The organism is Pseudomonas sp. G34, from assembly GCF_031119625.1.
GTDB lineage: Bacteria > Pseudomonadota > Gammaproteobacteria > Pseudomonadales > Pseudomonadaceae > Aquipseudomonas.
Genome location: NZ_JAVHZV010000002.1, coordinates 1 through 21,823 on the forward strand (window position 1 = coordinate 1; position 21,823 = coordinate 21,823).

Consider the following 21,823-nt stretch of genomic DNA (forward strand, 5'->3'; position numbering starts at 1 on the left):
AAGCGTTCCGGGCTGATCCGCCGGCGCAGCCATTGGCCGCCGGCCATACCGATGAGCGCTGGCAGTAAAGCCAGGGCCGACATGCCGAGCACCGCCGGTTGCAGCAGTTCGCCGCTGTGACCGAGGCTCAGGGCCAGCGCCAGGGTGGATACGCTGAAGGAAATCCCCAGGGCCTGCACCAGGTCGTCCTTTTCCAGGCCGATGGCCTGCAGGTACGGCACCGCGGGGATCACGAACACCCCGGTCACTGCGGTGATCGCCCCGGTAATGGCGCCGATGATCGGGCCCAGCCAGGCTTCTCGGGTCGGTCGTACCGTGAAGCGCACGGACGCCAACCCCAATAGCCCATAGACAATCAGCGCCAGGCCCAGCCAGCGTGTGGCGTTCGGCAGCTGTTCGCCCTGCAGGTAGGCGCTGATCGCCAGGGTGCCGAGCACGATGCCCAGCAGCAGCGGCCACAGTCGGCGCAGCATCGGCAGCGGGCTGCGGCCATCGCAGAGTTGCCAGATGTTGGTGACCATCGACGGAATGATCAGCAGCGCTGCGGCCTGCATGGGCGTCATCACCAGGCCCAGCAGGCCGACCGCGATGGTCGGCAGGCCGAGCCCGACCACGCCCTTGACCATCCCGGCGAGCAGGAAGGTCAGCAGAATCAGCGGCAGGTAGGCGACGAGGCCGTCGAAGGTGAGCATGGGCGGGCTTCCGTTGCGGGCGAGCGCTCATGGTAGGCGAACGGAGGGGGCTTGCAGTACAAACGGATGGCTGATGACTCTGCGCCCGCTCGGCCTGGCGAGCTGTATTCAGCACCGGACGCAGCGCGGGGAGCGGGCGTCCCCGCCCGCTCCCACAGCGTTAGACGCCATCAGGCCGGCGTGCTGACCGGCTTGCCGCCCTTGGGCTTGAAGTACAGGGTGGTGCCGCGGGCGAGGTTGTCGAGGCTGAGGTGATCCTTGGCCACTTCGGCTTCGATCAACTCGTCCTGGCCGTCGACCTTCAGGGTGATGCGGGTGATGGCGCCAAGCAGGCGGATATCGCGCACTTCACCGGCCTGATGGCCCTCCAGCGCTTCGCTGGACAGGCTCACTTCGTGGGGGCGGAACAGCACGTGGTGATCGTCGCCGACGTACAGGCGGTTGGCGTCACCCAGGAAGTGGTAGACGAAATCGCTGGCCGGCTTCTCGTACACCTCGGCCGGCGAGCCGATCTGCTCGACCACGCCCTTGTTCATCACCACGATGCGGTCGGCCACTTCCATGGCTTCTTCCTGGTCGTGGGTCACGAACACGCTGGTCAGGTGCACTTCCTCGTGCAGGCGCGCCAGCCAGCGGCGCAGCTCTTTACGCACCTTGGCGTCGAGGGCGCCGAAGGGTTCGTCGAGCAACAGTACTTTCGGTTCCACCGCCAGGGCGCGGGCCAGGGCGATGCGTTGGCGTTGGCCACCGGAGAGCTGCTCCGGGTAACGGTCGGCCAGCCAGTCGAGCTGCACCAGGTCGAGCAGGTCATGGACCTTCTTCTTGATCAGGTTCTCGTTGGGGCGCTCGCCCTTGGGCTTCATGCGCAGGCCGAAGGCGACGTTGTCGAATACGGTCATGTGGCGAAACAGGGCGTAGTGCTGGAACACGAAGCCGACCTTGCGATCGCGCACGTCGTGCTCGGAAACGTCTTCGCCATGGAACACGATGTTGCCGCTGTCCGGGGTTTCCAGGCCGGCGATGATGCGCAGCAGGGTGGTCTTGCCGCAGCCGGACGGGCCGAGCAGGGCGACCAGCTCGCCGCTCTGGATGTTCAGGTTGATGTCGTTGAGCGCCTTGAACTGGCCAAAGTGCTTGTTGATGCCGCTGACTTCGATACTCATGGTGTCTACCTGTTTCGGTCTGGTCGGTTCGCGCTCGGGCGCGGCGCCGGTGAAAGGGTTTAGTCGTCCTGGCCCTTGAGCTGTCGGCTCAGGCGCGCTTCGCTCCACTGGCGAAGCAGCAACACCACCAGGGCCATGACCAGCAACAGGATGGCCACGCTGAACGCGGCGACGATGTTGTATTCGTTGTACAGAATCTCGATATGCAGCGGCAGCGTGTTGGTGTAACCGCGGATATGCCCGGAAACCACCGACACCGCACCAAACTCGCCCATCGCCCGCGCGGTACACAGCACCACGCCGTAGACCAGCGCCCATTTTACGTTAGGCAGCGTGACATGCCAGAACATCTGCCAGCCGTTGGCGCCGAGCAGGCGCGCGGCCTCCTCTTCGGTGGTGCCCTGTTCTTCCATCAGCGGAATCAGCTCGCGGGCCACGAAGGGAAAGGTCACGAAGATGGTCGCCAGCACGATACCGGGTACCGCGTAGATGATCTGCAGGTTGTGATCCTGCAGGTAAGGCGCCAGCTTGCTCTGGGCGCCGAACAGCAGCACGTAGATCAGGCCGGCGACCACCGGCGATACCGAGAACGGCATGTCGATCAGGGTGACCAGAATGCTCTTGCCGCGGAACTCGAACTTGGTCACCGCCCAGGCGGCGGCCACCCCGAACACCAGGTTGAGCGGCACCGAGATGGCCGTGGCCAGCAGGGTCAGCTTGAGCGCGGAAATGGCGTCCGGCTCGCGGATCGCCTCCCAGAAGAATGCCAGGCCGCGGCTCAGGCCCTGGGTCAGCACGATGTACAGCGGCAGCAGCAGGATCACCGCGAATACCGCCCAGGCCACGACAATCAGGGCGATGGCGCCGGGGGAGCGGCTCGCTGGGCGCGCCGCGTTCTTGCCAAGGGTTGCAAGGCTCATGACGGGCTCCTCAGAGTTGCGGCTGGATGCGGCGCTGCAGAATGTTGATCAGCAGCAGCAGGATGAACGACACGATCAGCATGATCACGCCAATCGCGGTGGCGCTGGGGTAGTCGTACTGGTCCAGCTTGGAAACGATCAGCAGCGGCAGAATCTCGGTCTTCAACGGAATGTTGCCGGCGATGAACACCACCGAGCCGTACTCGCCAACGCCACGGGCGAAGGCCAGGGCGAAACCGGTCAGCCAGGCCGGCAGCAGGCTGGGTAGCAGCACATGGCGAAAAACCTGAAACGGCTTGGCGCCCAGGCAGGCGGCGGCTTCTTCGACTTCCTTGGGAATGTCGGCGAGCACCGGCTGCAGGGTGCGCACCACGAAGGGCAGGGTCACGAACACCAGCGCCAGGGTGATGCCCAGCGGCGTGTAGGCGATCTTGAAGGGGAACAGCGAGCCGATCAGGCCGTTGGGCGCGTACAGCGCGGTCAGGGCGATGCCGGCCACGGCGGTGGGCAGGGCGAACGGCATGTCGACCATGGCATCGATGATGCGCCGGCCCGGAAAGGTGTAGCGCACCAGCACCCAGGCGATGATGGTGCCGAGAATGCCGTTGAGCAGGGCAGCCGCCAGCGCGGTGCCAAAGGACAGCTTCAGGGAAAACTGCAGCTGACGGTTGTTGAGCAGTGCCCACCACTGGTCAGCGGAGAGCTGCAGGGAGAACAGCAACATCGCCCCCAGCGGGATCAGCACGATCAACGCCAGGTAGCTGAGGGTGAAGCCCAGAGTCAACCCGAAGCCGGGTATGACCGAGGAAGTTCGACGAGCCATGGGGAGTCCTTTTGATCAGGTCCACAACCAGGCCCGCCATTGAGTCGCGCAATGGCGGGCCAGATCGATCAGCTGAACCTAAAGATTGATCTTCTTGAAAATCTCGTCGAACACGCCGCCATCATCGAAGTACTTCGGCTGAGCCTTGGCCCAACCGCCGAAGTCCTTGTCGATGGTGACCAGCTCCAGCTTCTTGAACTGGTCCTTGAATTCGGCTGCCACCTTGGCGTCACGCGGGCGGTAGAAGTTCTTCGCGGCGATGCGCTGGCCTTCCTCGCTGTACAGGTACTGCAGGTAGGCTTCGGCAGCCTTGCGGGTGCCCTTGCGGTCGACGTTCCTGTCGACCACGGCCACCGGCGGCTCGGCAAGGATCGACAGCGACGGGGTGACGATCTCCAACTGGTCGCCGCCTTCTTCGGCCAGCGACAGGTAGGCTTCGTTCTCCCAGGCCAGCAACACGTCGCCCAGGCCACGCTGCACGAAGCTGATGGTCGCGCCACGGGCACCGGTGTCGAGTACCGGCGCGTGACGGTACAGCTCGGTCACGTATTCCAGGGCCTTTTCGTCGCTGCCGTATTTCTTCTTGGCGTAGGCCCAGGCAGCGAGGAAGTTCCAACGGGCACCGCCGGAGGTTTTCGGGTTCGGGGTGATGACTTCCACGCCATCCTTGACCAGGTCATCCCAATCCTTGATGCCTTTCGGGTTGCCCTTGCGCACCAGGAACACGATGGTCGAGGTGTACGGCGTGCTGTTGTCGGCCAGGCGCTTCTGCCAGTCCTTGTCGATCAGCGGCTGGTTGAGGTTGATCGCGTCGATGTCGCCGGACAGCGCCAGGGTCACCACGTCGGCTTGCAGTCCGTCGATCACTGCACGGGCTTGCTTGCCCGAGCCGCCATGGGACTGCTGGATGGTCAGCGGCTCGTTGCCCTGCTCCTGCCAGTGCTTGTTGAAGGCCTTGTTGAATTCCACGTACAGCTCGCGGGTCGGATCGTAGGACACGTTGAGCAGCGTCTGGGCGGCGACCGGGCCGGCAACCAGGGCGCTGGCGAGTGCAGCGAGTGCGAAACGGCGAATGGACATGGTGATGCTCCTGAATACTGAAAGTCGTGTCTGGCGGTGCGCTGTCTGCTCTCTAGGCCGGCATTCGCGGGTTACATCGGCAGTACTGGTAGCGGTTCATGGCTGGCTGCCCGTGGTCGGATTGGCGAAAGGGCTCAGGCGTTCTTGCTGGCAGGCGGCTGGAGGCGGAATTTCTCCTTGCGCTCGATCTGCACCACCTGGCCGTTGTGCACGGTGATCTCCACCGAGCCGAACTTCAGGCCGTTCAGGGCGCTTTGGATTTCACGCAGGATGGTGGCGTCATCCTGGCCTTCCAGGTTGCGAAGGGTGGCGGTCATGGTCATGGCTCCTGGCCCTCGAAGCGTGGTGCCGACGGCTGTCGGTGGCGGGGCGTGGAGCGGATACTAGGAGACCTGAAATATTCTTAAAAATACTGTTTAAGAACATTTATATTCCTTTAAGGTATATGTCAGGGTTCATTTCATGGTCGGCAGAAAGCCGTAATCAGGGAATAAGCAAATAAATTCTTATTCTTTTTAGATCGGTTGACGCGCTCGTACACTGCAGGCCAAGCAGATACGGAGGGCGCCATGATGCGCAGTGAAGCGGTTCGTTACCTGATTGTGCCGGGCTGGCAGGGCTCGGGCGATGACCATTGGCAGAGCCACTGGCAACGCAGCCTGCCCAATAGCACGCGGGTCGAACAGCGCGACTGGCTGACGCCGCGCCGTGACCATTGGGTTGCAGCGCTGGAGCAGCAGATCGCTGCCGATCCGCGTCCGGCAATCCTGATTGCCCATAGCCTCGGGTGCGTTACCGTCGCCCACTGGGCCGCCCAGGCAGCGCCTGCTTCACTGCGCCGGGTACGCGGTGCGCTGCTGGTCGCACCGGCTGACGTGCAGCGTGCCAACTGCCCGGAGGCGCTGCGCAATTTCGCGCCGATACCCCGGCAATCTCTGCCATTTCCCAGCCAGCTGGTGGGCTCCGACAACGACTCGGCGGCCAGCGCGGCACGCGCCATCGAACTGGCCCGCGACTGGGGCAGCGAGGTCGCCATCCTCAGCGGTGCCGGGCATATCAACGTGAAGTCCGGGCACCAGCGCTGGGATCAGGGCTTCGCCTACCTGTTCCGCCTGCAGGGCCGCATCGAGCAACAGCAGCGCCTGCGCGCCTGAAGCCGCTGCCGTTTCATCCGGCGCGCGCCGCCTGAGTGCCATGGGAGAGTGAATCTATGAGCTTGCCACCGGTGGGCGATCCGTCGCTGCTGATCTTTCCTGACGCGGACAAAAGCCCGCTGAGTATTCGTGCCAAGGCATTGGTGTTCATCGACCCGCGTAGCCGGCAGCTGCGCAACGAGGTGGAGCGCCTCGCGGGCCTGCCAGTGCCGATTCTGATCCAGGGCGAAACCGGCACTGGCAAGGAATTGCTGGCCCGGCATATCCACCGCTGCAGCGAACGCCCCAGCCTTTTCGTGGCGCTCAGTTGCAGCAGCCTGAGCCCCAAGCACGGCGAAGCCGAGCTGTTCGGCTACAGCGCCGGCGCTCACCAGGGGGCACCGAGTAGTCGGGCGGGCTGGCTCGGCTCGGCCAATGGCGGCACCTTGTATCTGGACGAGATCGCCGACTTGCCGCTGCCCTTGCAGGGCCAACTGCTGGGCGTGCTGGAAACCGGCGAGGCCTGGCGGGTAGGCGCTGCGCAGCCTACGCCCCTGGACATACGCCTGGTCGCCGCCTCCAGTGTCGAACTCTGGCAGGCGGTGAGGGCGGGCAAGTTCGATGAGCGCCTGGCTCATTACCTGAGCGACGGTCGTCTGCAGTTGCCGCCGCTGCGCGAGCGGGTTGGCGATGTACTGCCCCTGGCCGAGTACTTTCTGGGCATCTACACCCAGCGCCTGCGCTTGCCGCTGCCGGGCATCAGCCTGGCTGCCCAGCGAGCACTCGAGCAGCATGACTGGCCGGGCAACACCCGTGAACTGGAAAACGTGGTGCATTTTGCACTGCTGGTCTGCGACGCTGACGAGATCGACGTGCACCACCTCAACCTGCCGGCCGCCCCGCCGCTCGAGCGCATCGAGCAGGCGCTCGAGCGGTTGATCGATGACGACGATGCAGCCCAGCTCGCGGTGCTACGCGAGCTGCTGCGGCGGGCCGAACAGCGCCTTGCAGTTTGATGGTTCGTAGGGCGGGTGGAGGCGCCTGGTACGTTGCAGGGTAGGTCGCCGGTGTTGCCGCGCCGTAACCCACCATCGGTGCAACGCGCCCTATCGCCTGGTGGGTTACGCGGCGCGCGGGGAGCGTGGTTATCGAAAAGTCATGGTTTCGCGCCACTCCACCCACCCTACGGGACTGACCTGGCCAGATCGTAGGGTGGGTGGAGGCGCCTGGTACGTTGCAGGGTAGATCGCCGTGTTGCCGCGCCGTAACCCACCATCGGTGCAACGCGCTCCATCGCCCGGTGGGTTACGCGGCGCGCCGGGAGCGTGGTTATCGGAAAGTCATGGTTTGGCGCCACTGCACCCACCCTACGGGACTGAGCCAGGCATGTGGCGATCCTGTGGGAGCGCGCCATGCGCGCGATCGCTTCGCGGGCATGGCCCGCTCCCACGCAGGTTTGGCGGTGTTCTTAGCCCAGGCGCAACTCGGCCTATCGCCTGGTGGGTTACGCGGCGCGCGGGGAGCGTGGTTATCGAAAAGTCATGGTTTGGCGCCACTTCACCCACCCTACGGAGTCGGGCAAAGTGGCGATCCTGTGGGAGCAGGTTTGGGGTGCATTCGGAACCCAGCTCACTTGCGCAACACCGCAACGCGTTTCAGGACGCCAGCAACGACACCGACTTGACCTGCACCCACAGCGGCTGCCCGGCATGGATACCCAGCCCATCGAACGAATAGCGGGTGATGCGCGCGATGATCCGCTGTTTGCCCAGTTGCAGTTCCACCAGGCGCTGCGCCGCATTGGGTAGGTCGAACCAGCGCTCCACCGTCGCCGGTAGCAGGTTGAGCACGCTGCTGTCGCGGGCCTGTTCGAGGCTCAGGCTGACGTCCCGTGCCTTGATCTTGATGCGTACCTGACGGCCGGCCGGCAACGCTGGGTGGGCCAGGCGCATGCGCGCGGAGCTGCCCGCAAGGCGGATATCGAGCAGGTCATAGTGCTCATCGTGGCGTTCGACCTGGCCATCGATCACCGCCTCGGCGTCGTCTTCGAAGATGAACGGCAGGTCGCTGCGGATCAGGGTTTCCTTGAGCGGCCCGCTAGCCGTTACCCGGCCTTCGTCGAGCACCACCAGGTGATCGGCCAGGCGCGCCACTTCGTCCGGCGCATGGCTGACGTAGAGGATGGGGATCTCCAGTTCGTCATGCAGGCGCTCCAGATACGGCAGCACTTCTGCTTTGCGCTTGAGATCCAGCGCCGCCAGGGGTTCGTCCATCAGCAACAGGCGCGGGCTGGTGAGCAGGGCGCGGGCCATGCCGACACGCTGGCGCTCGCCACCGGACAGCCGATCCGGCAGGCGTTCGAGCAGGTGCTCGATGCCGAGCAGCTCGACCGCCTGCTCGAAGGGCACGCGGCGCTCCGCCCTGGCGATGCGCTTGAAGCCGAATTCGAGGTTGCGCCGTACGCTGAGGTGGGGGAACAGGTTGGCGTCCTGGAACACGTAGCCGAGCGGGCGCTGGTGGGCCGGCAGCCAGATGCCACGGGCGCTGTCCTGCCAGGTGTCGCCGTTGACCTGCAGGTAGCCGCTGCCGGCGCGTTCCAGGCCGGCGACGCAGCGCAGCAGGGTGGTCTTGCCGGAACCGGAATGGCCGAACAGCGCGCTGACGCCGCGCCCCGGCAGGTGCAGGTCGACGTCCAGGCTGAAGCCCGGATGGGCGAGAGTGAAGCGCGCCTGTATCTGCTTGTCGCTCATAGCCAGGCCCTCTGGCCGCGCCGGTTACTGGAGTAGAGCGCCAGCAGCACTAGGAAGGAGAACGCCACCATGCCGCCGGCCAGCCAGTGGGCCTGGGCATACTCCATGGTTTCGACGTGGTTGTAGATCTGCACCGAGGCCACCTGGGTCTTGCCGGGAATGTTGCCACCGATCATCAGCACCACGCCGAACTCGCCGACGGTATGGGCGAAACCGAGAATCGCCGCGGTGAGAAAGCCCGGCCTGGCCAGCGGCAACACCACACTGAAGAAACTATCCCAGGGGCCGGCGCGCAAGGTGGCGGCAGCCTCCAGCGGCGCGCGGCCGATGGCTTCGAAGGCGTTCTGCAGTGGCTGCACCACGAACGGCAGGGAATAGAACACCGAGCCGATCAACAACCCCGTGAAGGTGAAGGTCAGGGTACCCAGGCCGAGGGCCTGGGTCAGTTGGCCGAAAAAGCCATTGGGCCCCATGCTGATCAGCAGGTAGAAGCCGATCACCGTCGGCGGCAGTACCAGCGGCAGGGCGACGATGGCGCCAATCGGCCGCTTCAGCCAGGACTCGGTGCGCGCCAGCCACAGGGCGATGGGCGTGCCGATCAGCAGCAACAGCAGGGTGGTCACGGTGGCCAGCTCCAGGGTAAGGAGAATGGCGGCGAAGTCGTTGGGGCCCAGGGGCATTCAGTGGCCTTTCAGCTGTGGTGGAGGGGAAAAGCGTCGGAGCCGGCTGCTGATCTTCCGACTTGAGTGCCGGCATTTCAAATCGATAGCTGCAAAGGGGCGGAAGCGGCCGTTCCCCTATCCCGTGGGAACGGGCCATGCCCGTGATTTTTCGCGGGCATGGCCCGCTCCCACAATGGATCAGTGGCGTCCGCTTTTGCCTTGTAACGGCTAGCTGTGTCGCCTACACCCTTGCCGCATCCGCTCGCACGTTCGTTAACAGGCCATTCAACGCTTGTAGCCATAAGCCTTGATGATCTCGGCAGCCTTGGGCCCTTTCAGGTACTCGACCAGCGCCTTGGCCGCCGGGTTGTCTGCGCCTTTCTTGAGGATCAATGCATCCTGGCGGATCGGCTGGTGCATCGCCTCGGGCACCACCCAGGCCGAACCGCTGGTGATCTGCCCATCCTTGTAGACCTGGGACAGGGCGACGAAGCCCAGCTCGGCATTGCCGGTGGAGACGAATTGCAGCGCCTGGGTGATGTTCTGGCCCTCGACGATCGTGCCTTTGAGGGTGTCGCTCAGGCCCAGCTTGTCGAGGGTCTGGGTGGCGGCCAGGCCATAGGGTGCGGCTTTCGGGTTGGCGATGGCCAGGTGCTTGAACTCGCCCCTCTCCAGCACCGCGCCCTGGTCATCGACGAAGCCTTGTTTCGGCGACCACAGCACCAGGGTGCCGATCGCGTAGGTGAAGCGCGAGCCTTGTACGCTCTGGCCTTCCTGCTCGAGCTTGGCGGGCGTGCTGTCGTCGGCGCAAAGCAACACTTCGAATGGTGCGCCATGGCTGATCTGCGCGTAGAACTGCCCGGTGGCGCCGTACGAGGCCAGTACCTGGTGCCCGGTGTCCTGTTCGAAGGCGCTGGCGATGGCCTGCATCGGCGCGGTGAAGTTGGCGGCGACGGCCACCTGGACCTGATCGGCGAGGGCGCTGCCCGCCACGGCGAAGCTGGTGCAAAGCACGGCAAGAAGACGAACGAGGCGGCGGTACATGCATGGCTCCCGGGTGCGGGCCGCGAATGGCGGCCATCGCTATATACAAAAATATATGGCGATAGGGAAGCCGAACCCTGGGGTATCGAGCGAAAGGCGTGAAAAAAGGGCAGAAACAAAAATGCCAGTCAGCGAACTGACTGGCATCCTGTTCAAGCTCCGGGAGCGGGCGTCAGCTTATTTCAGCCACTCGGCCACGCGATCCGGGTTCTTTTCGATCCACTGCTTGGCGGCTTCGTCCGGCTTCACGCCGTCGCGGATGGCCAGCATTACCGAACCCACTTCCTCGGCGCTCCAGGAGATCTTCTCGAGGAAAGCCGCGGCTTCCGGCGCTTTGGTTTTCAGGCTCGGGTTGGCCACGGTGTCGACGTGCTCGGCTTCACCGAAGACATTCTTCGGGTCTTCCAGGAAGCGCAGCTTCCATTGCGCGAACATCCAGTGCGGGATCCAGCCGGTCACCACGATCGGCTTCTGGGATCTCTCCGCGCGGGTCAGGGCGGTGGTCATCGCCGGGCCTGAGCTCGGCATCAGCTTGATGCTCTTGAGGTCGTATTCCTTGATCGCTTCTTCGGTGCGGCGCATCACGCCGGCGCCGGCATCGATACCGGTGATCTTGCCATCGAAGTCCTTGGCGTATTTTTCCAGGTCGGCGATGGTCTTGGCTTCCACGTAATCGGGCACGATCAGGCCGATCTTGGCGCCGTCGTAGTTGGTGCCCAAGACGGTGACCTTGTCCTTGAGCTTCTCGAAGTATTCGCCGTGGGTGGCGGGCAGCCAGGCGGACAGCGTGGCGTCGAGGTCGCCGCGGGCGATGCCTTGCCACATGATGGCCGGCTCGACGGGCTGCAGGGTCACGTCGTAACCCAGTTTGGTCTTGAGGATTTCACCGGCGACATGGGTGACTGCGACGCTGTCGTCCCAGCCGTTCACGTAGCCGATCTTGAGGGCCGGCTTGTCGGCGGCCATGGCCCCGGACATGCCCAGGGCCAGGGCAGCGGCACCGAGACTCTGCAGGCAGAGGCGTTTGAAGTTATGCATAGGTGTTGCTCCGTCAGTGAGTGGCAGTTCAGATGGTTTACTGGCTCGTTCTGATCGCGGGCCTTGCGGCACCAGCTGTGCAGAGCAGGGCATCGCCCTGTTGGCACCGGCGCAGGGGGGGCGAGCCCCCGGCTGACAGGCGATGCGTGCCGCGTCGCCTGCTGTACCTGACCCGCCTAGGCACAGGCGGGTCGCGGTGAGTGCGGGCTCAGAGCCCGACGAATTTCTTCACGGCGGCCACACCGTCCTGGCCGTCGAAGGTGGTGACGCCCTGCAGCCAGGTGTCGAGTACCTGCGGGTTGGCCTTGATCCATGCCTTGGCGACGTCGGCCGGATCCTGCTTCTCGAGCACCTTCTCCATCAGCTGGCTTTCCATCTCGACGTTGAACTGCAGGTTGTTCAGCAGTTTGCCGACGTTGGCGCAACGTGTTTCGTAGTCGGTGGGCACCACGGTATAGACCTTGGCAGCGCCATAGTCCGGGCCGAACACCTCATCGCCACCGGACAGGTAGGTCATGTCGTACTGGGTGTTCATCGGGTGCGGCGCCCAGCCGAGGAACACCACCGGCTCCTTCTTGCGGATCGCGCGCTGCACCTGGACGAGCATGCCGGCTTCGCTGGACTCGACCATCTTGAAGTCGCCCAGGCCGAACTTGTCGCCCTTGATCATGCCGTCGATCAGCAGGTTGCCGTCGTTACCCGGCTCGATGCCGTAGATCTTGCCGCCCAGCTGATCCTTGAACTTGGCGATGTCCTGGAAGCTCTTCAGGCCCGCTTCGGCGGCGTAGGTCGGTACCGCCAGGGTGTACTTGGCGCCTTCCAGGTTGGCTTTGGGCAGTACCTTGACGCTGTTGTCCTTGGTGAACGGTTCGATCACCGAGTCCATCGACGGCGCCCAGTAGCCGAGGAACACGTCGATCTGCTTGTTCTTCACGCCGGTGAAGGCGATCGGTACCGAGGCCATGGTCTTGCGTGGCGTGTAGCCCAGGCCTTCGGTCAGGGTCATGGCTACGCCAGTGGTGGCGGCGATATCGGCCCAGCCGATTTCCGCGAAACGCACCTGCTTGCAGCTCGCCGGCTCCTGGGCCCAGGCGCCCTGAACCAGGGCGCAGGAGAGCAGGCCGACACCCGCTGCTTTGTGGAATATGTTCATCCGCGAATCCTTGTGTGATTGGAAGGACGCTGAGTATGGCCCTTTACTGGCGCTGCAGTCGCGCGCTCAGCCAGGTGAACCAACCCGCGCGATTCCCGGCGGCTTGCGGGGTGCCGAAGCTCTCGGTGATGCGGTCGAGGATGATCGCCAGCAGCACCACGGCCATGCCGCTCTCGAAGCCCAGACCGATGTCCAGACGCTGGATGCTCGCCAGTACGTCGTTGCCCAGGCCGCCGGCGCCGACCATCGAGGCGATGATCACCATCGACAGGGCCATCATGATGGTCTGGTTGACGCCCGCCATGATCGACGGCATGGCGTTGGGCAGCTGCACCTTGAACAGCAGCTGGCGGCTGTTGCAGCCGAACGACTGGCCGGCCTCGACGATTTCCTTGTTGACCTGGCGGATGCCCAGGCTGGTCAGGCGCACCGCCGGCGGCATGGCGAAGATCACCGTGGCGATGATGCCGGGCACCCGGCCCAGGCCGAACAGCATGGCCGCCGGAATCAGGTAGACGAACGCCGGCATGGTCTGCATGAAATCGAGAATCGGCCGGATGATGGTCGACACGCGCTCGCTCTTGGCGGCCCAGATGCCCAGCGGGATGCCGATCAGCAGGCTGATCAGGGTCGCCGAGAAGGTCAGCCCGAGGGTTACCACCGTCTGCTCCCAGAAGCCGGTCATCACGATCAGCACGAAGGCCACGGTGGTGAATACCGCGAAGCGAAAGCCGATACGCCACAGGCCCAGGGCCACGAAGATGGCGATCAACAGCCACGCCGGCGGCAGCATCAGCACCGCCTCGATCCCTTCGGAGAAGCCGCTGACCACACTGCCCATGCTGTCGAAGACGCCGCTGTAATTGTCCAGCATGTGCTGAACCGCGTCGTTCACCCAGCTGCCCAGATCCAGTTTCTCGCTCATGTCATTCTCCCTGCAGACGGGTCAGGAGGCGGCCCTTGCTGATGGCGCCGCTGTAATGGCCATCCTGGTCTACCACCGGAATCGGGCCCTCGTTGTCCACCAGGCGGTTGATCACCTGATCCAGTGGCAGGTCTTCGGGAACCGGGTTGATGGCTTTCAGCACCGTGCTGTCCAGGGCCGGAGAACCGCCACCCTCGACCAGCAGGGCGATCCTTTCCAGGCTGATGGAGCCGCAGAAATTGTTCTGTTCGTCGACCACGAAGGCGTAGTGCTTGTCCTGCGCCTGCAGTTCACGGCAGACGGTCTGTGCATCCGGCGCCATGCCGTTGTGCACGTAGATCGGCACGCTGTTGGACTTGAGCTGGCCAGCGGTGAGATAGCGGCTGGTGTCGACGGTATCGAAGAAGTTGCGCACATATTCGTTGGCAGGGTTGTCGATCAGCTCCTGCGGCGTGCCCACCTGGATCAGCTTGCCGCCCTCCATGATGCCGATGCGGTTACCGATGCGCATGGCCTCTTCGATATCGTGGGAGACGAAGATGATGGTGCGGCGGTGGGTCTTTTGCAGCTCCAGCAGCACGTCCTGCATCTCGCGGCGCTTGAGGGGGTCGAGGGCCGAGAAGGCCTCGTCCATGATGATCATCGAAGGGTCCACGGCGAGGGCGCGGGCCAGGCCGACGCGTTGCTGCATACCGCCGGAGAGTTCGTGGGGGAATTTGTTGGCGAAGGTGTCCAGGCCAACCTGCTTGAGCACCTGCATGGCACGCTCTTCGCGCTCCTTGCGGCCCTTGCCGGCAACTTCGAGGCCGAATGCGGCGTTATCCAGAACGGTGCGTGAAGGCATCAGGGCGAAGGACTGGAAGACCATGCTCATGTCGCGCCGACGCAGGTCGATGAGTTGATCCTTGGGCAGCTTGGCGACGTTCTGGCCGTCGATGTAGACGTTGCCGGCGGTGGGTTCGACCAGCCGGTTGATCAGGCGGATCAGGGTGGATTTACCCGAGCCCGAGAGGCCCATCAGGACGAAGATCTCGCCCTCTTCGACGCTGAACGACACATCACTGACGCCGATCACGGCGCCCTTTTCAGCGAGGATCTTGTCCTTGCTCCAGCCTTGCTTGAGCAGGTCGATGGCTTCTTGCGGCTTGTCGCCGAAGACCTTGTAGAGGTTCTCGACGACGATTTTTCCAGACTGCATGGGATGTTTCCCCTTCAGTAGACATCAGAGCAGTCTCACGCAGCTTGCCGAGCGCCCACCGGACACCCGTCATGCGATGCAGACTGTTCTTGCTTGTGGGTATATACACGGTTCCTGGGTTTGGACAGCGTTCTGTCACATGGCGTTCTGCAGGCACTCGAGCGCGTCCCAGAGCGGTTGCCGAGGCAAGCGCCATAGGTGAACGTGACGAATGAAGTAATGCGTTGCCGTGCTGCAAACTGCTTTCCAAACCCTCTGGCAGTGTTACGAAGCCCAATCCTTTGGGTATTCACATCTCATCCAAGATGCGCGTACATCCGAAATTTCTTGTTGGGCTGGCGCCCTGTTGCGGTAGCCAGCACTTATCTGTTCTTCGGTCCGGGGCGGAGGGCCCCAGTCTGCCTCCCTGGTCAAGAGCGGCAGCGACGAAATCGGCTGACTCAACGATATAGTCTTGCGGTCGTGGCAATTATCGAATTACGACCCTGACGTGTTGGGCGACGACACCAAGGCGCCACCTAAAAAACCATAACAGATTTTTTCTGCTCTTGGCCAAGGCTGCAGGCCGCGCATGGCGCGGTTTCCAGCTTTTCGAGCGAGTCCAGGCTAGAAGCCACGGGGGCTGCAGCAAATTTCAGAAAAACGTATGTAAAGCTGTTGGTCGCGGGCAAAAAGCGTATCAGTCGCGGTCGTTTTCAGGCTGTTCGGCGGCGCATCCTATGGCCACAGGGCACCGAGCGGCGGCTGTTGGCATCGCTCCATGGCGCATTGCCGGTGATTCGCCGGCAAGGCCGATCAGCGTTTCGCTGCTGCAAATGCGCGTTTCGAGCATCCCGACCCGATGGTGCAGTTGTGGCATACAGTGGTGAGCATTTTTTGCTCAGCAACGGGTGCTTCTGCCAACTTTTGGTGCGCGTGGCGGGTTGGCCGATTTGTCGCCTGCGTGACCGGTCGGTCATGTTTCCCTCGGCCGCGACGGTTACCCACTCAGGGTGTGGGGAAACACCGTTACGCCCGAGACTGCTACCAAAATGCTCAAGCCCTTGTGGCATGGCACATTGCGCCCATTTGCCGGGCTGCTTCTGCGGCTCGCCAGAGCCCGCCAACGGGACTTCTCAGCATTAGCCGGGGGTTTATTGAACGAGCGTTCAATGTCGGCATGGCCTTTGCGTTATATATGCCATCTGCTTGACTACCAGAAAGCCGTAAGTACAAGAAAACAGGGCCTCGTCATGAAGGCTCATACCGTGGTTAGTGTGAGGGTGTGTTGATGTCGCAATCCAATCAGGGAGCGCAGCTCCAGAGTCGTGTTCCTCAGTCCATCGGTTTTCTCCTGCTGGACAACTTCACTCTGATATCCCTGGCATCGGCGGTGGAACCCCTGCGCATGGCCAATCAGCTCTCCGGCAAGGAGCTGTACCGCTGGCACACCCTGACCCTCGACGGTCAGCCGGTATGCGCCAGCGACGGTTTGAAGATCACCCCGGATGCCAGCACGGCCAACGCCCCGGCGCTGAGTGCGGTGATCGTCTGTGGTGGTGTGGATATTCAGCGCAGCGTCACCCGGGACCACGTGCAGTGGCTGCAGGCCCAGGCCCGCCAAGGCCGGCAGATGGGCGCGGTGTGCACCGGTAGCTGGGCGCTGGCCAAGGCCGGGCTGCTCGATGGCTACGATTGCAGCGTGCACTGGGAGTTTCTCGCCGCCATGCAGGAGGCTTTCCCGCGCGCGGCGATCACCACGCGGCTGTTCTCCATCGACCGCAACCGCAATACCTCGTCCGGCGGCACCGCGCCGATGGACATGATGCTGCACCTGATCGGCCGCGAGCACGGCCGCGAACTGGCGGCGGCGATCTCCGAGATGTTCATCTACGAGCGCATCCGCAACGAGCAGGATCACCAGCGCGTGCCGCTCAAGCACATGCTCGGCACCAACCAGCCGAAGCTGCAGGAAATCGTCGCGCTGATGGAAGCCAACCTGGAAGAGCCGATCGACCTCGACCAGCTGGCGCTCTATGTGGATGTGTCGCGTCGGCAGTTGGAGCGGCTGTTCCAGAAATACCTGCATTGCTCGCCGTCGCGCTATTACCTGAAGCTGCGCCTGATTCGCGCGCGCCAGCTGCTCAAGCAGACGTCGATGTCGATCATCGAGGTGGCTTCGGTGTGCGGCTTCGTGTCCACGCCGCACTTCTCCAAGTGCTACCGCGAATACTTCGGCATTCCGCCACGCGACGAGCGCGCTGGCAGCAGCGCCAATGTGGTGGCACTGGTACCTGTGCACGATGAGCTGCTGCACGGGTCGTCGACGGCCATGGCGGCACTCAGTCGTGCCCAGGGCGAGTCGACCTTCGCCAGCGTGCGCATCATCTGATTCAGGGCGGCGTCTGCCGCCGCTGGCCTGTTGCGCAAAAACCAGCCAATTGCCCGAGACGCCCGGAAAACCTGGCGTCAGGGCAGCCTTTCACAGATTGTCCACAGCTATACGCAGAGTATTTGTGCGCAAAATACCTGCGGGCAGAATGCTCTGCAGCTTAGTGCCTGTTGGAAGCCGAGAGCCCACTGTGCCGGGCCTTTCGGCGCATTCATCATCGCGCGTATGGACAAAAACAGCGCAATTGGCGCAACTGCCCATGGGCTGGGGCGTGGCGATGTTATCCAACAGTTTATCCACAGGCCTGCGCACAGTATTTGTGGCCAACGCCGGCCGAGGGTGACTGGGCGCAGGGCGCAGGCAATCGCGGGTCTCAGCTGCGCGGCACCAGGGCCGGCAGCAATTTACGCGAGATGGCTTCGCGCACGGTTGGCAGCACGGTGGCGCTGCCGGCAAGAATGTCTTCGACCATATGGCGCAGGGCGAGGGCACGCTCCGGACACAGGCCGGTCACCGCGTATTCGCAGGCCTGCTCGGCGCTGGCGCCGCTGGGGATGCTGAAACCCAGGGCAATCAGGCGTTCGCGCAGATCTTCCTGGTCGATCAAGTCGGCATGCATCATCGTGATTGTCCTCGTGACAAATTCGCATTCGGCGCACCGTCAGCGCAGCACGCCCTCATCCAGCAGCAGCTTGAAGATAGCCTCTGCGCCTTCCTGTGGCGAGACGCCAGTGAGCACCTGACCACCGCCGCCCGTGGCTTTCGCCGTGGCGGCCTTCATGCGCTCGGCACCGGTCTTGGCCTTGATCACCTTCAGGCGCTTGGGGCGTGGGCGGGCGGGCTGCCATTGCGCGGCGGCGTAGAGCGGGTCGTCGACCAGCTCCACCGCTTCACGCTCCAGTGCACCGCGGCGGGCCGGGCCAAAGGCACTCTGCCGCGCGGCTGGTGCGGCGCTGTCGACGCTGGCCACGAACGGCAGGCGTACCCGTAGCCGGCGGCGCTGGCCGCGGGGCAGGGCCTGCAGCACCTGGGCGGTATTGCCGTCGATGCTTTCCACTTCGGCCAGGCCGACGATCAGCGGCCAGCCCAGGCGTTCGGCCAGCAGGTAGGGCAGCATGCCCGAGCCTTCGCCGGTTTCCGCCTGGCTGCCGGTGAGCACCAGTTGCGCCTTGGCCAATTGCAGGTGCTCGGCCAGGGCCGGCAGGGCGTCGGCCTCGCCGCTCTGCTCGAGTACGGTCAGGCCGGGCAGGCCCATGCCCAGGTAGGCGCGCAGGGTTTCTTCCTGCGGGTCGCCGGCATGCACCACGTTGAGCCTTTCACCGGCCAGCTTGAGGCCCAGCTCCACGGCGCGGGCATCCTGCTCGGCGCGCCGCGGCCTTCCCGAAGCGGGGTGCGCGCCAATGGAAATCAGGGTGACGACGTTCAGATCAGCCATGCTGCGACCCCCGGTATTGTTTTTCGCGGGCATGGCCCGCTCCCACGAGTTCGCGGGTGTGGGAGCGGGCCATGCCCGCGATAAGGACTTCAGGCCGCATCACGTTTGGCTCCGTTACGGTGGGCTTCGACACGCTCGATCAGGGCCTGGAGGATCGCGGCGGAGTCGCCGATCACTGCCAGGTCGGCGCGCTTGATCATGTCGCAGCCCGGGTCGAGGTTGACCGCCACCACCTTGTCGCAGGCACCGATGCCCTGCAGGTGCTGGATGGCACCGGAAATACCCACCGCCATGTATACCCGGGCGGTGACCCAGGTGCCGGTGGCGCCGACCTGGCGGGCGCGCGGCATGTGGCCGTCGTCCACCGCCACCCGCGACGCGCCTTCGGTGGCGCCCAGGGTGACGGCGGCGCGGTGGAACAGCGCCCAGTCCTTCACGCCGTTGCCGCCGGAAAGGATGAATTCGGATTCGGCCATGGGAATTTGCGCCGGGTCGACGGCCACCGAACCGAGGTCTTCGATACGTGGCAGGTTGCGTGCGACCTGCACCGACAGCTCGAGCTGGCGTGCTTCATGGCGGGTTTCGCTGACCGGCTCGGCGCACTCGGCGGCGGCCAGGATCAGGCGCGGTGCTGCCTGCGCGATGTCTTCGCGGCCGGCGCCGGCGCGACCGGTGCTCTGCCCGTCCTTGACCTGCCAGACGCGGGTCGCCGGACGTTCGCCCAGGCTGGAGGCCAGCCGCCGACCCAGTTCGCCGCCGCCGGTGCGGCTGTCCGGGAGCAGCCAATGGCGCGGGTTGAACTGGTTGTCGACGGCGCGCAATGCCAGCACGCGCTGCTCGGGCGAGTAGCCACTGTATTCGTCGCCTTCCAGTTGTAGCAGGCGGTCGACGCCAGCGGTGTCGAACGCGGATTCCTTGTGTTCACCGAACACCACGGCCAGCACCGCACCGTCCTTGCCGGCCAGCTGATGGGCGAGGCCGAGCAGGTCCTTGTCGTGGCTGCTCAGGCGGCCGCCGACCATGTCCGGTACCACGGCGATGATGAATGCCGGTTGCTCGATCGCATGCAGCGGCAGTTGCACCACCGCGCTGCTGCTCTGGCGCTTGTTGCTGCCGCCTTGTTGGGCGCCGCTGCGGTCGATGCGCTTGAGTCCGGCCGGGCCGATGAAACCGGCGGCGATGGCATGCGGGTTCTTGCGCACCAGGCCGTTGGGGCCCATCCAGCTGGTCTGGTTCTGGCTCTGCATGGCCGCATGCAGCGGGTGCAGGCGGTTGCGGGCGATCCACTCGGCACGCGGATCGCGGCGGATGATGTCACTCATGGCGGGCTCCCGTCGGGCGGCTCAGGAGGGTGGTTTTTGTTGATGGGTTGGCACCCATCCTACGGGGCAGGTTTCGTAGGATGGGTGATAACCCATCACCCATCACCGGGTTGTCACGCACGTCGATGTTCATGCGACCTCCACGGCGGTGGGCTGGGCTGCCTGGCGCTTCTGTGGTGCTTCGGCTTCGATCAGCACCTCGGCGACCAGCTCGGCGATGTCCTTGATCTGCGGGCGCGGTTCGACCACGCCTTCGAGCATCACGGTGCACTGCGGGCAGCCGACGGCGACCAGTTCGGCGCCGGTCTCCTTGATGTCTTCCATGCGCATGTCGGGAATCCGCTGCTTGCCGGGGATGTCGGTGATCGGTGCGCCGCCACCGCCGCCGCAGCAGCGCGAGCGGAAACCGGAACGTTCCATCTCCTTGACCTCGATGCCGATGGCCTTGAGTACCGCGCGGGGCGCTTCGTACTCGCCGTTGTAGCGGCCCAGGTAGCAGGGGTCGTGATAGGTCACGCTGGCGGCCTTGCTCTGGCCCAGGTTCAGCGAGCCCTTGCGTACCAGCTCTTCGATGAAGGTGCTGTGGTGCAGCACCCGGTAGTGGCCGCCCAGCGCGCCGTACTCGTTCTTCAGCACGTGGAAACTGTGCGGGTCGCAGGAGACGATGGTCTTGAACTGGTACTGGTTCAGGGTGGCGATATTGCGTTTGGCCAACTGCTGGAAGGTCGCTTCGTCGCCCAGGCGGCGGGCCACGTCACCGCTGTCGCGCTCTTCCAGGCCGAGCACCGCGAAGTCCACGCCCGAGGCCTTGAGGATCTTCACGAAGGCGCGCAGGGTGCGCTGGTTGCGCATGTCGAAGGCGCCATCGCCGACCCAGAACAGCACCTCGGCGCTGCCCTTGCCGGCCATCAGCGGCAGGTTCAGGTCCGCCGCCCAGTTCAGCCGGCCGCCGGGGGCGAAGCCGCCCGGGTTATCGGTGGCGATGAGGTTTTCCAGCACTTCGGCGCCCTTGTTCGGCGTCGAGCCTTTTTCCAGGGTCAGGTGGCGGCGCATGTCGACGATGGCATCGACGTGCTCGATCATCATCGGGCATTCCTCGACGCAGGCGCGGCAGGTGGTGCACGACCACAGGGTGTCGGCATCGACCAGCGCCTTGCCCTGCAGCGAGACGATCGGCTGGTGCGGGCCGCCGCCGTGTTCGCCCAGTGGCTTGCCCGGATAAGGCGAGCCGGCGAAAGTGGCGTCAGTGCCGCCGGCCAGGCCGATGACCATGTCCTGAATCAGCTTCTTGGGGTTCAGCGGCTGGCCGGCGGCGAAGGCTGGGCACATCGCTTCGCATTTGCCGCACTGCACGCAGGCGTCGAAACCGAGCAGCTGGTTCCAGGTGAAGTCGCTGGGCTTTTCCACGCCCAGTGGCGCTTTCGGGTCGTTCAGGTCCAGCGCTTTCAGGCCGGTGGAGCGACCACCACCGAAACGCTCGGCGCGGCGGTGCCAGGCCAGGTGCAGGGCGCCGGCGAAGGCGTGCTTCATCGGCCCGCCCCAGGTCATGCCGAAGAACAGCTCCGACACGCCCCAGGCCACGCCAACGCCAAGGATGGCCGCCAGCACCCAGCCGCCGAAGTCGACGGGCAGAATCCCGGCCACCGGCAGGGTGGCGATGAAGAAGCTCGCCGCGAACATCAGCAGGCTTTTCGGCAGGCGCATCCACGGGCCTTTCGACAGCCGCGAGGGCGGATTCAGGCGGCGCTTGGCGACGAACAGGGCACCGGTGAACATCAGTACCGTGGCGGCCAGCAGGGCGAAGCCGAGGATGCGGTTGTGCAGGCCGAAACCGTGCACGACGATGGCCAGCACGGCCGCCAGCACGAAGCCGCCAGCGGTGGCCACGTGGGTCTTGGACATGTACTTGTCGCGCTCGACCACGTGGTGCAGGTCCACGAGGTAGCGGCGCGGCATCTTCAGCAGGCCGCCAATCCAGTCGACCTTGGCCGGCCGACCGCGACGCCACATGAAGAAGCGCTTGGCCGCGCCGATGACCGCAAGGGCCAGGGCGGCGAACAGCAGGATGGGGAGAATGGTGTTCAGCATCGGTCTGTCCTCACCGGACGAGATGT

20 protein-coding genes are annotated in these 21,823 nt (G+C 64.4%); 3 read left to right on the top strand and 17 right to left on the bottom strand.

The window, feature by feature from the left end; translation table 11 throughout:
* The 6 genes from QYS36_RS00590 to oscA form a co-directional block, all read right to left on the bottom strand.
* The coding region (locus tag QYS36_RS00590) for a sulfite exporter TauE/SafE family protein (RefSeq protein ID WP_308837651.1) at window positions 1-692 on the bottom strand (692 nt) is incomplete at its 3' end.
* A gap of 170 nt (window positions 693-862) precedes the next feature.
* A complete protein-coding gene (locus QYS36_RS00595) occupies window positions 863-1,855 on the bottom strand; it encodes a sulfate ABC transporter ATP-binding protein (RefSeq protein ID WP_308837652.1) in 993 nt (330 codons plus the stop codon).
* Between the two features lie 59 nt (window positions 1,856-1,914).
* Window positions 1,915-2,775, bottom strand: coding sequence for a sulfate ABC transporter permease subunit CysW (cysW, locus tag QYS36_RS00600; protein ID WP_074889935.1), 861 nt, complete (start codon window positions 2,773-2,775; stop codon window positions 1,915-1,917).
* Between the two features lie 10 nt (window positions 2,776-2,785).
* Complete coding sequence (gene cysT / locus QYS36_RS00605; RefSeq protein ID WP_308837653.1) at window positions 2,786-3,598, bottom strand: sulfate ABC transporter permease subunit CysT; 813 nt, start codon at window positions 3,596-3,598, stop codon at window positions 2,786-2,788.
* 78 nt (window positions 3,599-3,676) lie between these two features.
* Window positions 3,677-4,678: a sulfate ABC transporter substrate-binding protein gene (locus QYS36_RS00610; protein WP_308837654.1), complete on the bottom strand. Its 1,002-nt coding sequence runs from the start codon at window positions 4,676-4,678 to the stop codon at window positions 3,677-3,679.
* A gap of 134 nt (window positions 4,679-4,812) precedes the next feature.
* Window positions 4,813-4,995, bottom strand: a complete 183-nt coding sequence (oscA, locus tag QYS36_RS00615) for a sulfur starvation response protein OscA (RefSeq protein ID WP_308837655.1) — start codon at window positions 4,993-4,995, stop codon at window positions 4,813-4,815.
* A 255-nt stretch (window positions 4,996-5,250) separates the two neighbouring features.
* On the opposite strand from oscA, the gene QYS36_RS00620 reads away from it, so the two are divergent.
* Window positions 5,251-5,832: an alpha/beta hydrolase gene (locus QYS36_RS00620; protein ID WP_308837862.1), complete on the top strand. Its 582-nt coding sequence runs from the start codon at window positions 5,251-5,253 to the stop codon at window positions 5,830-5,832.
* Window positions 5,833-5,888: 56 nt separating this feature from the next.
* A complete protein-coding gene (locus tag QYS36_RS00625; protein WP_308837656.1) occupies window positions 5,889-6,827 on the top strand; it encodes a sigma 54-interacting transcriptional regulator in 939 nt (312 codons plus the stop codon).
* A 639-nt stretch (window positions 6,828-7,466) separates the two neighbouring features.
* Here the strand turns inward: QYS36_RS00625 and modC are convergent.
* The 7 genes from modC to QYS36_RS00660 form a co-directional block, all read right to left on the bottom strand.
* Window positions 7,467-8,561 (bottom strand): molybdenum ABC transporter ATP-binding protein, encoded by a 1,095-nt coding sequence (gene modC / locus QYS36_RS00630; protein WP_308837657.1) that lies wholly within the window; start codon window positions 8,559-8,561, stop codon window positions 7,467-7,469.
* On the bottom strand, window positions 8,558-9,241 hold the full coding sequence (modB, locus tag QYS36_RS00635) for a molybdate ABC transporter permease subunit (protein WP_308837658.1): 684 nt from the start codon (window positions 9,239-9,241) through the stop codon (window positions 8,558-8,560). The genes modC and modB overlap by 4 nt, the downstream gene beginning before the upstream one ends.
* A 267-nt stretch (window positions 9,242-9,508) precedes the next feature.
* Window positions 9,509-10,267: a molybdate ABC transporter substrate-binding protein gene (gene modA, locus QYS36_RS00640; protein ID WP_308837659.1), complete on the bottom strand. Its 759-nt coding sequence runs from the start codon at window positions 10,265-10,267 to the stop codon at window positions 9,509-9,511.
* 177 nt (window positions 10,268-10,444) lie between these two features.
* Window positions 10,445-11,305 carry a glycine betaine ABC transporter substrate-binding protein gene (locus tag QYS36_RS00645; RefSeq protein ID WP_308837660.1) on the bottom strand — a complete coding sequence of 287 codons (861 nt, stop codon included), beginning with the start codon at window positions 11,303-11,305 and terminating at the stop codon, window positions 10,445-10,447.
* A gap of 208 nt (window positions 11,306-11,513) precedes the next feature.
* Window positions 11,514-12,458, bottom strand: coding sequence for a choline ABC transporter substrate-binding protein (locus QYS36_RS00650; protein ID WP_308837661.1), 945 nt, complete (start codon window positions 12,456-12,458; stop codon window positions 11,514-11,516).
* Window positions 12,459-12,501: 43 nt separating this feature from the next.
* Window positions 12,502-13,383, bottom strand: a complete 882-nt coding sequence (locus QYS36_RS00655) for a proline/glycine betaine ABC transporter permease (protein WP_308837662.1) — start codon at window positions 13,381-13,383, stop codon at window positions 12,502-12,504.
* A gap of 1 nt (window position 13,384) precedes the next feature.
* Window positions 13,385-14,581, bottom strand: a complete 1,197-nt coding sequence (locus tag QYS36_RS00660; RefSeq protein ID WP_308837663.1) for a glycine betaine/L-proline ABC transporter ATP-binding protein — start codon at window positions 14,579-14,581, stop codon at window positions 13,385-13,387.
* Between the two features lie 1,270 nt (window positions 14,582-15,851).
* On the opposite strand from QYS36_RS00660, the gene QYS36_RS00665 reads away from it, so the two are divergent.
* Window positions 15,852-16,952 carry a GlxA family transcriptional regulator gene (locus QYS36_RS00665; RefSeq protein WP_308837664.1) on the top strand — a complete coding sequence of 367 codons (1,101 nt, stop codon included), beginning with the start codon at window positions 15,852-15,854 and terminating at the stop codon, window positions 16,950-16,952.
* A gap of 373 nt (window positions 16,953-17,325) precedes the next feature.
* Here the strand turns inward: QYS36_RS00665 and QYS36_RS00670 are convergent, their stop codons facing one another.
* From QYS36_RS00670 to dgcB, 4 genes are all read right to left on the bottom strand, one after another.
* Window positions 17,326-17,574: a hypothetical protein gene (locus QYS36_RS00670; protein WP_308837665.1), complete on the bottom strand. Its 249-nt coding sequence runs from the start codon at window positions 17,572-17,574 to the stop codon at window positions 17,326-17,328.
* Window positions 17,575-17,613: 39 nt separating this feature from the next.
* Window positions 17,614-18,387, bottom strand: a complete 774-nt coding sequence (locus tag QYS36_RS00675) for an electron transfer flavoprotein subunit beta (protein WP_308837666.1) — start codon at window positions 18,385-18,387, stop codon at window positions 17,614-17,616.
* An 89-nt stretch (window positions 18,388-18,476) separates the two neighbouring features.
* On the bottom strand, window positions 18,477-19,709 hold the full coding sequence (locus tag QYS36_RS00680; protein WP_308837667.1) for an electron transfer flavoprotein subunit alpha/FixB family protein: 1,233 nt from the start codon (window positions 19,707-19,709) through the stop codon (window positions 18,477-18,479).
* 129 nt (window positions 19,710-19,838) lie between these two features.
* A complete protein-coding gene (dgcB, locus tag QYS36_RS00685) occupies window positions 19,839-21,797 on the bottom strand; it encodes a dimethylglycine demethylation protein DgcB (protein ID WP_308837668.1) in 1,959 nt (652 codons plus the stop codon).
* Window positions 21,798-21,823 lie beyond the last annotated feature (26 nt).

What these genes read in the sequence shown, in the direction of transcription:
- modA (WP_308837659.1), bottom strand. Translation starts at nt 10,267, where the DNA reads ATGTACCGCCGCCTCGTTCGTCTTCTTGCCGTGCTTTGCACCAGCTTC.
- QYS36_RS00610 (WP_308837654.1), bottom strand. Translation starts at nt 4,678, where the DNA reads ATGTCCATTCGCCGTTTCGCACTCGCTGCACTCGCCAGCGCCCTGGTT.
- oscA (WP_308837655.1), bottom strand. Translation starts at nt 4,995, where the DNA reads ATGACCGCCACCCTTCGCAACCTGGAAGGCCAGGATGACGCCACCATC.
- QYS36_RS00595 (WP_308837652.1), bottom strand. Translation starts at nt 1,855, where the DNA reads ATGAGTATCGAAGTCAGCGGCATCAACAAGCACTTTGGCCAGTTCAAG.
- QYS36_RS00665 (WP_308837664.1), top strand. Translation starts at nt 15,852, where the DNA reads ATGTCGCAATCCAATCAGGGAGCGCAGCTCCAGAGTCGTGTTCCTCAG.
- modB (WP_308837658.1), bottom strand. Translation starts at nt 9,241, where the DNA reads ATGCCCCTGGGCCCCAACGACTTCGCCGCCATTCTCCTTACCCTGGAG.
- dgcB (WP_308837668.1), bottom strand. Translation starts at nt 21,797, where the DNA reads ATGCTGAACACCATTCTCCCCATCCTGCTGTTCGCCGCCCTGGCCCTT.
- QYS36_RS00625 (WP_308837656.1), top strand. Translation starts at nt 5,889, where the DNA reads ATGAGCTTGCCACCGGTGGGCGATCCGTCGCTGCTGATCTTTCCTGAC.
- modC (WP_308837657.1), bottom strand. Translation starts at nt 8,561, where the DNA reads ATGAGCGACAAGCAGATACAGGCGCGCTTCACTCTCGCCCATCCGGGC.
- QYS36_RS00660 (WP_308837663.1), bottom strand. Translation starts at nt 14,581, where the DNA reads ATGCAGTCTGGAAAAATCGTCGTCGAGAACCTCTACAAGGTCTTCGGC.
- QYS36_RS00680 (WP_308837667.1), bottom strand. Translation starts at nt 19,709, where the DNA reads ATGAGTGACATCATCCGCCGCGATCCGCGTGCCGAGTGGATCGCCCGC.
- QYS36_RS00620 (WP_308837862.1), top strand. Translation starts at nt 5,251, where the DNA reads ATGCGCAGTGAAGCGGTTCGTTACCTGATTGTGCCGGGCTGGCAGGGC.
- cysT (WP_308837653.1), bottom strand. Translation starts at nt 3,598, where the DNA reads ATGGCTCGTCGAACTTCCTCGGTCATACCCGGCTTCGGGTTGACTCTG.
- QYS36_RS00650 (WP_308837661.1), bottom strand. Translation starts at nt 12,458, where the DNA reads ATGAACATATTCCACAAAGCAGCGGGTGTCGGCCTGCTCTCCTGCGCC.
- cysW (WP_074889935.1), bottom strand. Translation starts at nt 2,775, where the DNA reads ATGAGCCTTGCAACCCTTGGCAAGAACGCGGCGCGCCCAGCGAGCCGC.
- QYS36_RS00670 (WP_308837665.1), bottom strand. Translation starts at nt 17,574, where the DNA reads ATGATGCATGCCGACTTGATCGACCAGGAAGATCTGCGCGAACGCCTG.
- QYS36_RS00675 (WP_308837666.1), bottom strand. Translation starts at nt 18,387, where the DNA reads ATGGCTGATCTGAACGTCGTCACCCTGATTTCCATTGGCGCGCACCCC.
- QYS36_RS00655 (WP_308837662.1), bottom strand. Translation starts at nt 13,383, where the DNA reads ATGAGCGAGAAACTGGATCTGGGCAGCTGGGTGAACGACGCGGTTCAG.
- QYS36_RS00645 (WP_308837660.1), bottom strand. Translation starts at nt 11,305, where the DNA reads ATGCATAACTTCAAACGCCTCTGCCTGCAGAGTCTCGGTGCCGCTGCC.